Source organism: Roseobacter sp. HKCCD6576-2, from assembly GCF_013179285.1.
Taxonomy (GTDB): Bacteria; Pseudomonadota; Alphaproteobacteria; order Rhodobacterales; family Rhodobacteraceae; genus Rhodophyticola; species Rhodophyticola oceani.
In genome coordinates this window covers 333,581-346,785 of the sequence record NZ_WVNW01000002.1, presented here as the reverse complement: position 1 = coordinate 346,785, position 13,205 = coordinate 333,581, and the positions used below count along the sequence as shown (strand labels likewise).

Genomic DNA, 13,205 nt, shown 5'->3' with positions numbered 1-13,205 from the left:
TTCAAATCCAGAAATTCTCGCGCACCACCGCCGCGCGGGGTCCGTCTTGGGTCACAACGCTCAATTCGGTGCCCGGATCCCAATGGGTCATCCGAACCATCCCGATAGCCACGCCTTCGCCGAAATCGGGCGATTGCGCGGCGGAGGTCACCTGCCCCACGCGCTTGTCGCCAGCCATCAGCGGCCAAGGCCGGTCGCAGGCCGGCAAGGCGTCACCCGCGATTGCAATCGGGCGGATCTGCTGCACCGGGCCTTCGCGCGCCACCCGCAGCAACGCATCCCGGCCAATGCATCCGACCGCCGTCAGTGTATCGCAGAACCGGCCAAGCCCGCATTCATGGGGGGTGTTGGCCGCTGTCATGTCGTTGCCATAGCTGAAGAGACCGCCCTCGATCCGCTCGATCGTGTTGGGGCAGCCTGCGCGCACATCCAAATCGCGCCCGGCCTCCATCAGCGCATTCCAAAGCGGCATGCCGATATCGTCGCCCTCGACATAGATCTCGAACCCGCCCTGTTTCGAGTAGCCGGAGCGCGCGACAACCAAGTCCCGCCCCTGAAACGCAAAATAGCCGAAGCGGAAGAACCGGATATCCCGGACGCCATCGCCAAAGACCCGCGCCGCCAGATCGTCCGCCAGCGGCCCTTGAATGGCCAGCGGCGAGACGTCCGGCTCATCAACCAGCACATCCAGCCGGAACCCTTGCGCCACGCCTTTGACCCAAAGCAAGAGGTCGCTATCAGCGATGGAAATCCACCAGCGATCCTCGGCCAGCTTCACCGCCACGGGGTCGTTCAGCATCCCGCCTGTTTCGTCGACAATCGGCACGTAATAGCACTGCCCGGGCAACATCCCCCGCAGATCGCGCGGGGTCAGCATCTGCATCAGCCGGGCCGCATCCGGGCCGCGGAGTTCCACCTGCCGCTCGCAGGCCACATCCCAGACCTGTACCGCCTGTTTCAAATGGCGATAATCTTCCTCGGGGCTTTCAAAAACCGAGGGCAGAAGCATCCGGTTATAGACCGAATAGGCTTTCACGCCGGCTGCTTCGACCCCATCGGAAAACGGCGTCCGGCGGATGCGGCGGGAGGGGGAGATCAGTGCCATTCCGGTATGTCCTCCGGCATGAAGGGCAAGTCGGTAACGCTGGTTTTGGCGCCTGCGGCGGTCAGCATCGCATGGACTTGGCCCCGGTGGTGGGTCTGATGGTTGAACATCTGCATCACGCAGAGCGCCCGGGGCCGCGTGAGGGGCTCCGGGCTGGCGCTGGAGGCCCAGGTAAATGCACCCTCGAGATCACTCTGGTCGATGGACCATGTCCAAGCCGCGATCCGCGCATCCAATTGCGGCCGCTCGGCCATCATTTCGGGCCAGTCAAAGAGCGCCGACCAATCAATGGCCCCGCTGCTGTCCGCCTTCGGCGGGTTCGGGCCTGGGCCGCCGTCAAACCGGGCGATCCATAGATGGTCCCCCCACATGAGATGGGCGAGTGTGCCATGGATGCTGCCGAAGAACGCACCCCGGTCGCGCCGCCGCTCCTCTTCAGATAACGCGTCGGCGGCCTGGAACATCCACTGGTTCTGCCAGGCGTTGTAACGCGCCATGGTCTGACACCAGCCCGGCGTGATCATGCCTTGCCCTGCGGCCCGACCCAATCGATCTGGCAAATCTCGGCAGAGCGACCGTCGAAATCCCAAACCCGGCCAAAGGCGCGAACCCGGCCTTTGGTGGCGGTGGCCACGGTAATATCGGGGCCCATCCAATATTCGGTATTGGTCACCACGATATCCTCACCCGGCTCCTTGCCGCCAACCGGCACCACTTCGCCTTGGATCTTCTTACCGACCATCAGACGCCGCGCTTTGCCTTCGGTCTCAAAGATCACCGGGGCGCGCTCGGCCCCGAGAAACTCGGACACCAGGACCTTGAAGAGTCCGGTTGTGCCCCGCGCCGCGCCCGAGAAAATATTGACCAACCCGTCATAGGCCGCCTCATTGGCGCGCTCGTCGATATAGGCCGCCGCTTTCCAGCCACCGCGCGCCATCAGACCGGGAATCTCCAGCAGCAGGCCGACATTCAGCCCACCAATATCTTCATCACCATAGAAGCCTTCATCGATCCGGATGCCGGACCAGGCTTGGCAATAGCCTTCCGTCGGCGCGTGTTTGCCAAGCGACACCACGCAGGGGCAAAACACCGTGCAATTGCAGTTCAGGATCAACTCGCCCTTGATCGCCCAAGGAACCGTTCCGATCGCTCCGCCATCCAATGCCATTTCCATCTCTCCCTTTTCTCAACCCAAACCAAGCGCCAGCCAGGCCGACGCCGCAAGCAATGCCAAGCCAAGCGGCTTGGTGATCCAGCGGCCCAGATCGGGCAGCTTTTCGACAACCATGATGATCGTGGCGAGCCCCATGAACGCGAGGTTCATCACGCCACCGACAAACCCAAGCAGCATCAGCGCCCAACAACAGCCAAGGCAAACCGCGCCGAGGCGCAGACCGTTGCGGAACGCGCCCTCCTCCCAATGCGCCATGAAGAAGCTGAGCGGTTGGCGGCATTTCGACAGGCAGGCCTCTTTGAGGGGTGTAAACTGATACGCCCCCGCCATCGCGAGAAGCACCGCCGAAAGTGCCGTCGAGCGGCTGTCGCCGAAAGCGCTCACCAAATCGCTCTGATACAGCGCGAATTGCAGCCCCGCCGCGCCAAGCGAGAAGCCCAGCCAAATCGTCAGATAGCCGCCAACCAAAGCGGCAAAATCGGTCTCGGCACTGTGGCTCAGATCGTCATAGGTCGCGAAGGCTGGCAGAGCGGTCGGCGCCATCATCGCCGCCGACATCAACATCCACATTGCGGTGATCCGCAGAAACCCGGCTGCATCCGGCGTCAGCGTGCAAAGCGCCGCCCAAAACTCCGCGCCATAAATCCGGCTCGTCGCGCGCAGTTCCTCCGGCAATGCCATCGCGTAAAGCGCGCCCCAAGCCAACAGGATCACCGCAAACAGCGCCAACCAATGCGCCGCCCCAATGGCTCTGATCCGGGATGAAATCACTGTGCCCTCCTCGACTCAGGGATTGCGTTTTAAATGTCAGACTTTTAAATGTCTGACAAATGAAAATTGATCCAAGCAGCTCCGCCGATCTTTCGGCCCAGATCGCCAAAGCGATCCGCGACGCAATTATCGCTGGCGATCTGATCGTCGATGCACGCCTACCGTCCGAGGCCGAATTGGCCGAGCAGTTCGATGTCTCGCGACCCACCGTGCGCGAGGCCCTCAAGCGGCTGGCGGCGCAGTCGCTGATCCGAACCCAACGCGGCGCGTTTGGCGGCGCCTTTGTCAACAGGCTCTCCTTTGAGGATGCCTATAGCCAGCAGATCACCACCTCGACCCTGCTGCTCAGCATGAATTCCGTGAGCTTTGACACGGCGTGCGAGGCGCGGTTTGCTTTGGAACGCGCCTGCGCGCCCCTGTCAGCTGAGCGCCGCAGTGCCGACCATTTGGCGACCATGCGGGCAGAGATTCACCGTCAATCGCAGCCCGGCCTGACGGATGAGGCGTTCTGCGCCTCCGATGTGGCGTTTCACCGGGCGCTTGTCGACGGCGCGGGTAACCCGGTGCTGAGCTATCAACTGGCCGGTGCGGTTGAGGCAATGCAGCCATTGATGAACATGATCACCTTCACCGCCCGCTCCCGCGAGGCGATCGTGGCGCTGCACACGCAGATCACCGATGCGATCGAAAACCAGAAGGGCGCAATGGCGGCGGAGGGCCTGACCGAACTGGAAGCCTATACCAAGGACCTCGCGCAATCGGTCCTTGCGGCGCGCGCGCGCCATGCAAATGCAGCGCCCCAAGCGCCGCAATAATTTGTCTTGCCGCGACCGGATCGCTTTCTTAACGTCGCATCTGCTTTTCCACCCTCTTACATCTGATGAGGACCCGACATCATGACCCAACGCTTTCTGCTTGGCACCGCAATCGCGCTGACCATTGCCCTGCCCGCCTTTGCCCAAGACGACGACCTGCTCGTCTTCGACTATTCCGGCTTTGAAGACCCCGCCTTCCACCAACCTTATGTCGACACCCATGGCGAAAGCCCGTCTTTCGTGTTTTTCGGCGATGAGGACGAAGCGTTTCAGCGTCTGGTTTCGGGGTTCCAAACCGATGTGACCCATATCTGCGCCGGGTCCGCGCCGCGCTGGCAGGCGTCGGGCATTATCGAGCCTTGGAACACCGATCAGATCACGGCATTTGGTGATCTCGATGGTAGCCTCGTGGGCGAAGACATCATGGCGGGATCGGCTGATCTCTACTTCTTGCCGACCGACTATGGCTCCACCGCCGTCACCTACAACACCGAGCAAGTGACCGCCGAGCAGGTCGCCTCGCTTCAGGTCTTCACCGATCCGGCCTTTGCCGGGCGCCTGTCGATCCCGGACAATGTCGATGATGCCTATGCCCTTGCCTATCTGGCCACCGGTGTGACCGATTGGTCCGACGTCAGCGACGCCGAGTTTGAAGCCGCCACAGATTGGCTCCGGTCGATCCATGAGAACCTGCGGACCTATTGGGTCGACCCCGGCGAGTTGGGGCAGTTGATGGGCTCGGGCGAAGTGCTCGTGGCCTGGGCCTGGAATGAGGTCCCGGTGGCCTTGGCCGATGAGGGCTTCCCTGTCGGGTTTGAGCGCAACACCGCCGAGGGTACGAGCGTCTGGCTCTGCGGCTATGTCAACATGACCGACGCACCGGGCGTCGAAGCGAAAGCCTACGACTATGTCAACGCGCTTCTCGCCGTGGACTCCGCGCAGCCGCTCATCGAAGGCGGGTTCGGCTCGGCCAACACGGTGGCGCTCGCCTCCCTCGGTGCCGAGACCCTCGAAGCGAACGGGCTTGGCGCGGTCACCGTTCCAGTCCTGGCGCAATTGCCGATCTCGAACGAGCAACGCCAGCGTCAAGCCGAGGCCTTTGAGCGCATTAAAGCAGGCTTCTAAGAAGCTAATAAAATTGACAAAAGAGCGCTCCTCTTGGAGCGCTCTTTTTCTGCGCTTCACGTCGCTTCGCGGTGAGATGACTCAGAAAGACCAGCCGCAGTTCTCTCATTATCGGCGGCGGCTTCGGCCAAAATCCATCGCCGAAACGCTCTTATCTTTGGCACGTTGCGCCGGGCCCGTGGGTAGATCAGCCAATAGCCTTTGCCGTCGCTGGCGACCAAGTCGAAGGGCTGCACCAACCGACCCGTCTCAAACTCATAGCGGAAGAATCGCGGCGTCAACATCGTTACGCCCTGCCCGGCCATCGCCGCCCGCGCCTCTGTGACTTGCGACCCAAGCTGGCTGCCCACACGACACGACAAATCTGGTGCTGATACGCCGGCCTGCCGCAGCCATTCGGCCAAAAACGGATCCGTCGGATCGATGAGCGGCCAATTCGGCAAATCCGCAGGCGACAGCTCTGGCCCAACCCGCTCCAACAATTCCGGGCTCAACATCGGGGTAAATTCCGACGGCATCAGAAGATCCGCGGAGAGGCCTGGCCAAGCACCATCACCATAGCGGATCGCTAGATCGATCTCAGACTGCGCAAAATCGATATTCGACGGGTCGGACTCCACCCGGACGGCAAGATCGGGATGCGCCATCTGAAACTGACCAATGCGCGGTGCCAACCAGTTGCTGGCAAAAGACGGCAGCGTGCTGATCGAGAGGGTCCGGCCAAGCGTATCTTGCCCCGCCCCATAGGCCGCGCGCAGCTTGTCGAAGGCCTCGATTGTCGGCGCGGCCAATTGGCGACCAATCTCGGTCAACGCCACCTTGCGTGGTTGCCGCAAAAACAACGGCGCGCCCATGCGCTCTTCGAGCACCTTGATCTGATAGCTGACCGACGCCTGCGTCATGCCAAGCTCTGCCGCAGCCCGGGTGAAGTTCTCGTGCCGGGCACAGGCTTCGAACACACGGATCGCCGCCAAAGGGGGGATTTGATGAGGCTTAGCTATAGACACAACTTATGTATACCCTTTGTCTCTTTGTTTGTAATAAAGGCCCAAGAAGCGCATCTCTGCTCAGGAACATCAGCCTTCTTTATATAAAAGGAGATTTAATATGTCTCGCCAAGATGTCACAAAGACGCTGACCCGCCTGGCGCGCCGTGTCCGTGGATCGGTGAATAGTTTACTCGCCCAAGGCCGGGGGCCCGAGATGTCGAACCTGTCCGACCACATCCGCCGCGACATTGGTTATGACGGATCGTATTGTCGACGTTAGGCACCGTTTTCTTGAAAGAAAACGGACCGGAAAACCCCGTTTTCCAAGCCGGATTTTTCGCAAAAATCCACTCCCGGTGGGACGGCTGCGGTGGGGCATCGGCTTGAAAACCGCACCATTGCCGCATATGTTCTCAGTGTTCCGGCAACGGGACTATGGACATAAACGCGCTCGTCATAAGCGGATCGGACCCGGGGGCGGTACCCGGCGGCTCCACCAAAACTCCGTCATTTGCGGATCATGGGGCCGAAATAGGATCGACGAACGTCTAAAGGGGTTAGCTTTGTCCCGGTGAGGTACCACCGTTATCGGTCCGAATCGTACAGTTGCAAATGACAACCGTGCTCCGGCAATGGCTCTGGCAGCGTAAGCTGCTTAAGTCGCCGACTTTAAGCCCTTACGCCTAGCCGCGTAAGGCGGGGTTCGCAGGCACCTGGCAACAGAAGCCTGCACTTCACCCCTTCACATTTTCAGTGACCGGTATGTCACACCGCCAAAGCGCCTGAAAATAATTCATCGGCAAGTGATCCAAGCCTCCGCACCACACGTTTAAGGGGAAACTTCACGCCGCTGGAGGGCTTCATGCTGGGCGCCGCAACCGCAGTAGATTTTGTGAACATGGCCGTGGCCATCCTGACCATTGGTCTGGGCCTGATGGGCTGGCTCGCGCCGCGCTGGACGATGGATCAGCTCGACATGCGCTCGGGGCCCACCAACATGGCTTATACAGAGGTTTCGGCGGCCTCGGGATGCCTTTTCGTCGGCCTCGCTGGCGGCGCGCTTTTGCTCAATGAACCGCTCGGCTGGCTGGTGATGGGATTTGCCTATGCCGGCGCCGCGATTGGTCGGATCACCTCGATTTTCCGCGACGATGCCGCCTCTCGGCAAAGCTGGACCTTCTTTGGTTGCGAGGCCGCTTTGGCCTCCTGGCTAGTCCTGGCCAACATCTGACGCGGCCCCGCCTCACCCGCTTTCATTCCCAAACGAATCTTCTATGGTGTGGGCACTGCCGTCCACCGGGGAAGACATGTCAGACACACCGCCGGAGTCGATTGCCTATGGCCGCCTGATGCATCGCGCGATGCGCGGGCTGATCCAAACGGTATTGCAGGATGTGGCCGATCACGGTTTGCCGGGTGAGCACCATTTTTTCATCACCTTCGACACACAACATCCAGATGCCGATTTGGCCGCCTGGTTGATGGAGCGCTATCCCGAGGAAATGACCATCGTCATCCAACATTGGTATGACGGCCTCCAGGTGGATGATGACGGGTTCTCGATCACGCTCAATTTCGGTGACAATCCCGAATCCATGCGCGTGCCCTTCGATGCGATCCTCACCTTTGTCGATCCCTCGGTCGAGTTCGGGTTACGTTTTGAAACCAATGCGAAAAATGACGGGCCGGAAGATGATCCAACCCCGCCGGACGGGTCCGAAGAGAGCGACGACGGCGAGGACTCCGGCGCGGCGCAAGACGCAGAAGTTGTGAGCTTGGATCGGTTCCGGAAAACCCATTGACGCGTCGCAGGACGCAGCATGACTTTGAATTGACCAGGACAGGGCGTCATAGCCCCCGATATCCAAGGGCTTTAGCACCAAGGACCAGCATACCATGGCAAGCGATTTCCGACTGTTCATGACCCAGCTTCTGAAACGCCCGCATCAGGTTGTGGCGCTGGCCCCCTCTTCCGAAGGTCTGGCCCGAGAGATGGCCGCGCGGGTCGATCCAGCCGCCGGGCCGGTGATCGAACTAGGGGCCGGGACCGGCAAAATCACACAAGCGATTTTGGATCGGGGCTTGCCGCCTGAGCACCTGCATTCAATCGAAATGAACCCGGTGTTTTGTGATCGGCTTCAGGCGGCGTTTCCGGGGCTGAATGTCCATCAAATGTCGGCGGGTGATATTGGCGATCTGCCTCTCGAAAACGCGCAAGCTGTGATCTCTGGCCTGCCGCTGTTGTCGATGCCCGTCGCCTTGCAGCGATCGATCCTGACCGGCACCGTCGCAAAACTCCGGCCGGGCCAAGACTATGTGCAATTCACCTATGGCCCGAAACCGCCCGTCACCCCGGTGGTACGGGAAGAGTTGGGATTGAGTTGGGAGGTCAGCCGCAAAATCTGGTGGAATATGCCGCCCGCGCGAGTTTACCGCTTTCGCCAAGCTGAGGCCGCCACCCGCGCGGCGGAGTGACCGGCTGCGCCATTCTGGCCGTTGCACCCGGCCCGTCCGCCGCGCTATTCCCTCGCTCAACCAAGACCTTATGGAGGCCAAGATGACCGCAACCCGCACCGAGACCGACAGCTTCGGCCCCCTTGAGGTTCCCGCCGACAAATATTGGGGCGCGCAGACGCAGCGCTCGATCCTGAACTTCCCGATCGGGTGGGAGAAACAGCCGGTGGCCATCGTCCGCGCCTTGGGCGTGATCAAACGCGCTTGCGCGGAGGCCAATAAGGCCTCCGGCAAGCTGCCCGGAGATTTGGCCGACGCGATGATCGAAGCGGCTCAAGAGGTGATCGACGGCAAGCTCGACGATAACTTTCCCTTGGTGGTTTGGCAGACCGGATCCGGCACGCAGTCGAATATGAATGCCAATGAGGTGATCGCGAACCGGGCGATCGAAATCCTGGGCGGCGAGATCGGCTCGAAAACCCCGGTTCATCCGAATGATCATTGCAATATGGGGCAGTCGTCGAATGACACCTTTCCGACTGCGATGCACATTTCGGCGGCGGTTACGGCCCATGAGGTCCTGATCCCTGGCTTGGAAAAACTGCATGCCGCGCTTGAGGCGAAAGTTGCGGCCTTTGACGGGATCATCAAGATCGGTCGGACGCACACGCAGGACGCCACACCGCTGACGCTGAGCCAGGAGTTTTCCGGTTATGCGCATCAGGTCGCCATGGGCATCGCCCGCGTGAAAGCAGCGCTTGGCCGGATTTACGAACTGGCCCAAGGCGGCACGGCGGTTGGCACCGGCCTCAATACCTCGCCCGGTTGGGCCGAAGAGGTGGCAGGCAATATGGCGCGGATCACCGGCCTCCCCTTCGTCACCGCGCCCAACAAATTCGAAGCGCTCGCGGCGCATGATGCGATGGTCGAGATGTCTGGCGCACTAAAGACCGTCGCCGCCTCGCTGTTCAAAATCGCCAACGATATCCGTCTGCTCGGCTCAGGCCCGCGCTGCGGTCTGGGCGAGTTGATCTTGCCCGAGAACGAACCGGGCAGCTCGATCATGCCGGGCAAGGTGAACCCCACGCAATGCGAGGCGCTGACCCAGGTTTGCGCCCATGTGATGGGCAATGATGCGGCCGTTGGGTTTGCGGGCAGCCAGGGGCATTTCGAACTGAACGTCTATAAGCCAATGATGTCCTATAACGTCCTGCAAAGTATGCAGCTTTTGGGTGATGCTTCGGCCGCCTTTACGGACAATCTGGTCGACGGGCTGGATGCGGACCGGACCCGGATCGACAAGCTAATGCGCGAAAGCCTGATGCTGGTCACAGCGCTGGCCCCGACGATTGGCTATGACAACGCGACCAAAGTTGCCAAGACGGCGCATAAGAACGGCACCACCCTCAAGGAAGAGGCAATCAAGCTCGGCTTTGTCGATGAAGACACCTTCGAGGCTGTGGTCCGCCCGGAAAACATGGTCGGTCCGAAGTGAGCACCCCGATCAACTTGAACAAAGCCCGCAAAGCCCGCGATATGGTGGAAAAAAAAGCCAATGCGGATGCGAATGCCATCAAACACGGGCAAAGCAAAGCCGCGCGGCTGTTGCAGGCCACGCGGGATGAACAAGCCCGCAAATTGCTCGACGGGCATGAGCGGGAAAGCGAATGAACGCCCGGCCCCGGAAACGGTCTTTGACTTTGCGGGGCCACCGCACCTCCGTCTCGCTTGAAGACGCCTTTTGGCAGGAATTCCAACGCATCGCGACGGAGCGCGACATGTCGGTGAATGAACTGGCCGCAGAGGTTGATGAAGCGCGGGGACTGGAGAGCGGGTTGGCCTCGGCGATCCGTGTCTATGTGCTGCATCACCTAACCGGACGTTAACCACGATCAGCCTAGCCTGCGCGATATGAGACAGGACCCCGCCCTTCTTTCCGCCGATCACTGTATGTCGCATCTTTTTGGTTCCAAAGCCGCCCGTGATGGTTTGGTGATCCGGCGCAGCGTGCGAGATATCGACCGCTATGTGGGTCGGGAGGCCTTCATTCGAGAGTTGAAACGGCGCGGATATCGGGCGGTCGAAAACGCTGGCCAAATGGTGATCTTCTGCAACCAAGCGCCTGTCCGCATCGTGCGGTGATCCGTTTTCTTGCAAGAAAACGAACCGGAATTTTGCAAAACTCCGGTTACCCTCGCGGACGGGCGCGCAGCCAAATCCCATCTTTCGCTCGGACAGTGAGATAGGCTACCGGCACAGGATCGCGCCCCTCCAGCCGTTCAAACCGAAACGCCTTGACCAACATCGACAGCAAAAGCGGCCCCTCAACCATCGCAAAACCTGCGCCCGTGCACACCCGGCTGCCGGCAGAGAAGGGAATATAGGCCTCGCGCATACATGTTTTGCCATTCTCAGTCTGCCAACGGCCCGGATCGAACCCGTCGGGATTGTCCCAAAGACGCTCATGACGCTGCAGATGCCAGGGCGAGATGACCATCTGGCTCCCTTTACGGATCGACCGATCCCGAAACGTCTCAGGGCAGGCGTTTTCGCGGACCATCATCGGCACCGGTGGATAGAGCCGCAACGCCTCCCGAAACACATCCCGGCTGAACTTCAATTTCGACATAACCGAGAACTCGGGGCCGTCCAAAATCGCGGCTTCCTCGGCAATGCGCTCCTGCCAATTCGGGAACATCGCCAAGAGAAACAAGGTCCACCCAAGAGCACTTGCGCTCGTCTCATGCCCGGCCAGGAAGAAAATCGCCACCTGATCCACCATCTCCTCGGTCGAGAAGGTCTCGCCGGTCTGTGGGTCCGCCGTGGTCATGATTTTGGTCGCAAGATCGTCCGGCGCCCTGCCCGCTTTGATCTCCTCCATCCGATCTGCTGTGAGCCGGGTGATCAGCCCGCGGATCACGCGTGCCGATGCTTTCGTCTGCGCCCGATGCCCACGCGGCATCCAGCGCGGCAGGGGCAGAAACGCGGCGGCGTTTAAGATCGGTTGCGTCCTCTGATAGGTGCGAAACTCGTCAAACACCTGAGCGGCAATCTCGTTCTCAATCGGGATCGAGAAGAGCGTACGGAAAATCACATCTGCCGCCGCGTGGCTCATCTCAGGCTCGACATCCACGACGCCGTCTCCCATCCGCGCCACGGCGGCCTCGCCTGCCGCCCACATGGCCGGGAACGTGTCGCGCAACCGTCCGCCTTCGAAAGCCGGGTCGATGATCCGGCGCTGCCGCTTCCAGGTCTCGCCATTGGTCAGAAAGACCGAGTTTCCGAGAAGCGGGCGCAGCCCTTCGCCAATCCGATCCGATTTCGGAAAATCATCGGGGCGTTCCTTCAGAACCGTTTGCACCAAAGAGGGCTGGTTCAGCAGGTAAGACCGGAAAAACGGCGTCCGGAACTCGGCCATCCAGGCCCGATAGAGGCGCTGAGGCTGCGCCGAGAGAATGTCGCGCCGGAACAACTTGAGGTACCGCAGAAGAGACACCCGATCCGGGCGCGCGGCCGGTTTGGGCGGGATCATGCGGCCATACTCGTATAACGGTTCACCGGGCGTTCGATCCGGCTTTTCGAAGGCGCCCGGTCGGCGAAGCGGCTTTGCAGGCTCAGCGGGCCCGCCGTGATGCGAAAATAGTCGTAATCGCCCGGCTGATCGAAGGCGTTGAGATACTGGAAATGCAGCTCAAAAAGCCGCCAGCGCAGCGCCTTCCACCTCTCAGGACTCAGCGTTTGGGTGAAGGCCGCCGAAATGACAAGCGGCCAGCGCTTCCCCTCTGGCGCGACCCCGGTCACCGAAACCGGGTCGCAAAGCGCGAAGGCGCAGCCATCGCCGGGGGCCGTCACATCGACCCAAGTGATCTCGTCCCGGCTACTCAGAAACGCCAGATCCGCGCGCAGCCGACCCGCTTTCGGCAGGAAAGACACCATCGGCACCACCTGCCCCAAGGTCAGAAGCGCCAGACGCGGCCCATCCGCCGGAACCCGGCCTGCGCGGATCAAATCTGACAGGATCGAGACCGCGATATACGCACCGGAAGAATGTCCAACGATCAGCACCTCGTCCACATCCGCCTGCAAGGCCGCCGCAATTTGATCAGCAGCCTCACGCATCCGGTCCTCCTGCTCTGGCGGATACGCCCCACCATAGCGCGCCGAAAACGCGTAATCATGCATCAGGTAATAGGCGAGAAACCGTCCATCTTGTCGTCGGAACAGATCCAAGACGGCCCAGACCATGACCAGCCCCAGAGCCAAGCCGAAGAAGGACAAGGGAATGCCAAGGAGCCGGTGCCCCATCCATTCGACCACGAAGGCGACCGCGACTCCGACAGCAAGCGCCGCAAGCAACTGACCCAACAGGAAAACCACCGGGTAAAGCGCCGCAATCACCGGTCCCTTCCGGAGCGTCATTAGGCGAAACAGCGCCCCCGACCATATGTAGATCCAAGCCGTGCGAAAAAGCTGGCCATAAGTCGCGAGAATACCGTGGCTCATCGAGTCCCGCACGATGTCGGACCAGTACATCACCTCGATATCGGTCTCGACCGCCGCCCCCTCCATCTCGGCGCTGACATGCCAGCCGAATTTGCCGCTGGTCTGTTTTGGGCCAAGGGCGATGTCATAGCCAGAAATCGCAGCCTGCGCCGCCGCTTCGCGCCGGTAGCGCTCGCGATATTTGCGCGGCGGCACCGGGTCGTAGCCGGGGATATACATCACCCGGCGGCGGTGAACCTCTTGACCTGGGGTATCCGTCATCTGCCCAA

General features: G+C 60.9%; 17 protein-coding genes and 1 other RNA gene. 11 read left to right on the top strand and 7 right to left on the bottom strand.

Annotated features, from left to right (window positions below):
- Position 1: 1 nt before the first annotated feature.
- The 4 genes from GTF44_RS08815 to GTF44_RS08800 are packed head-to-tail and all read right to left on the bottom strand — an operon-like array spanning position 2 to position 3,050.
- Positions 2–1,105, bottom strand: coding sequence for a dimethylsulfoniopropionate demethylase (locus GTF44_RS08815; RefSeq protein WP_171560936.1), 1,104 nt, complete (start codon positions 1,103–1,105; stop codon positions 2–4).
- Positions 1,096–1,629, bottom strand: a complete 534-nt coding sequence (locus GTF44_RS08810) for a DinB family protein (protein WP_171560939.1) — start codon at positions 1,627–1,629, stop codon at positions 1,096–1,098. The genes GTF44_RS08815 and GTF44_RS08810 overlap by 10 nt, the downstream gene beginning before the upstream one ends.
- On the bottom strand, positions 1,626–2,273 hold the full coding sequence (locus GTF44_RS08805; protein ID WP_171560941.1) for a DUF1326 domain-containing protein: 648 nt from the start codon (positions 2,271–2,273) through the stop codon (positions 1,626–1,628). Before GTF44_RS08805 ends, GTF44_RS08810 begins: the two co-directional genes overlap by 4 nt.
- 18 nt (positions 2,274–2,291) lie before the next feature.
- Positions 2,292–3,050: a DUF2182 domain-containing protein gene (locus tag GTF44_RS08800; protein ID WP_367383392.1), complete on the bottom strand. Its 759-nt coding sequence runs from the start codon at positions 3,048–3,050 to the stop codon at positions 2,292–2,294.
- Between the two features lie 59 nt (positions 3,051–3,109).
- Here GTF44_RS08800 and GTF44_RS08795 point away from each other — a divergent pair, with 59 nt between their 5' ends.
- Positions 3,110–3,865: a FadR/GntR family transcriptional regulator gene (locus GTF44_RS08795; RefSeq protein ID WP_171560944.1), complete on the top strand. Its 756-nt coding sequence runs from the start codon at positions 3,110–3,112 to the stop codon at positions 3,863–3,865.
- 81 nt (positions 3,866–3,946) lie between these two features.
- The gene (locus GTF44_RS08790) at positions 3,947–4,990 is read left to right on the top strand and encodes an ABC transporter substrate-binding protein (protein WP_171560947.1); all 1,044 of its coding nucleotides are present in this window, start codon (positions 3,947–3,949) and stop codon (positions 4,988–4,990) included.
- Positions 4,991–5,046: 56 nt separating this feature from the next.
- Here the strand turns inward: GTF44_RS08790 and GTF44_RS08785 are convergent, their stop codons facing one another.
- On the bottom strand, positions 5,047–5,949 hold the full coding sequence (locus GTF44_RS08785; protein ID WP_367383462.1) for a LysR substrate-binding domain-containing protein: 903 nt from the start codon (positions 5,947–5,949) through the stop codon (positions 5,047–5,049).
- Between the two features lie 148 nt (positions 5,950–6,097).
- Between GTF44_RS08785 and GTF44_RS08780 the strand changes: the two genes are divergently transcribed.
- The 9 genes from GTF44_RS08780 to GTF44_RS08740 all read left to right on the top strand — a co-directional run bounded on the left by GTF44_RS08780 (position 6,098) and on the right by GTF44_RS08740 (position 10,575).
- The gene (locus tag GTF44_RS08780; protein WP_171560949.1) at positions 6,098–6,259 is read left to right on the top strand and encodes a hypothetical protein; all 162 of its coding nucleotides are present in this window, start codon (positions 6,098–6,100) and stop codon (positions 6,257–6,259) included.
- 99 nt (positions 6,260–6,358) lie between these two features.
- Positions 6,359–6,713, top strand: a transfer-messenger RNA (tmRNA) gene (gene ssrA / locus GTF44_RS08775).
- A 128-nt stretch (positions 6,714–6,841) separates the two neighbouring features.
- Entirely contained in the window at positions 6,842–7,210 is a 369-nt protein-coding gene (locus tag GTF44_RS08770) for a DUF4345 family protein (protein WP_171560952.1), read from the top strand.
- A gap of 76 nt (positions 7,211–7,286) precedes the next feature.
- Complete coding sequence (locus GTF44_RS08765) at positions 7,287–7,781, top strand: SspB family protein (protein ID WP_145209178.1); 495 nt, start codon at positions 7,287–7,289, stop codon at positions 7,779–7,781.
- Positions 7,782–7,875: 94 nt separating this feature from the next.
- Entirely contained in the window at positions 7,876–8,454 is a 579-nt protein-coding gene (locus GTF44_RS08760; RefSeq protein ID WP_171560955.1) for a class I SAM-dependent methyltransferase, read from the top strand.
- An 82-nt stretch (positions 8,455–8,536) separates the two neighbouring features.
- Positions 8,537–9,928 carry a class II fumarate hydratase gene (fumC, locus tag GTF44_RS08755; RefSeq protein ID WP_171560958.1) on the top strand — a complete coding sequence of 464 codons (1,392 nt, stop codon included), beginning with the start codon at positions 8,537–8,539 and terminating at the stop codon, positions 9,926–9,928.
- Positions 9,925–10,104, top strand: coding sequence for a DUF4169 family protein (locus GTF44_RS08750; RefSeq protein ID WP_171560961.1), 180 nt, complete (start codon positions 9,925–9,927; stop codon positions 10,102–10,104). The genes fumC and GTF44_RS08750 overlap by 4 nt, the downstream gene beginning before the upstream one ends.
- Positions 10,101–10,319, top strand: coding sequence for a ribbon-helix-helix domain-containing protein (locus GTF44_RS08745; RefSeq protein ID WP_171560964.1), 219 nt, complete (start codon positions 10,101–10,103; stop codon positions 10,317–10,319). Before GTF44_RS08750 ends, GTF44_RS08745 begins: the two co-directional genes overlap by 4 nt.
- 25 nt (positions 10,320–10,344) lie before the next feature.
- Positions 10,345–10,575, top strand: coding sequence for an N-(5'-phosphoribosyl)anthranilate isomerase (locus tag GTF44_RS08740; RefSeq protein WP_171560966.1), 231 nt, complete (start codon positions 10,345–10,347; stop codon positions 10,573–10,575).
- Between the two features lie 46 nt (positions 10,576–10,621).
- On the opposite strand, the gene GTF44_RS08735 is transcribed toward GTF44_RS08740, so the two are convergent.
- Both GTF44_RS08735 and GTF44_RS08730 read right to left on the bottom strand, forming a co-directional pair.
- The gene (locus tag GTF44_RS08735) at positions 10,622–11,965 is read right to left on the bottom strand and encodes a cytochrome P450 (protein ID WP_171560969.1); all 1,344 of its coding nucleotides are present in this window, start codon (positions 11,963–11,965) and stop codon (positions 10,622–10,624) included.
- On the bottom strand, positions 11,962–13,197 hold the full coding sequence (locus GTF44_RS08730; protein ID WP_171560973.1) for an alpha/beta hydrolase: 1,236 nt from the start codon (positions 13,195–13,197) through the stop codon (positions 11,962–11,964). Before GTF44_RS08730 ends, GTF44_RS08735 begins: the two co-directional genes overlap by 4 nt.
- Between the last annotated feature and the right edge of the window lie 8 nt (positions 13,198–13,205).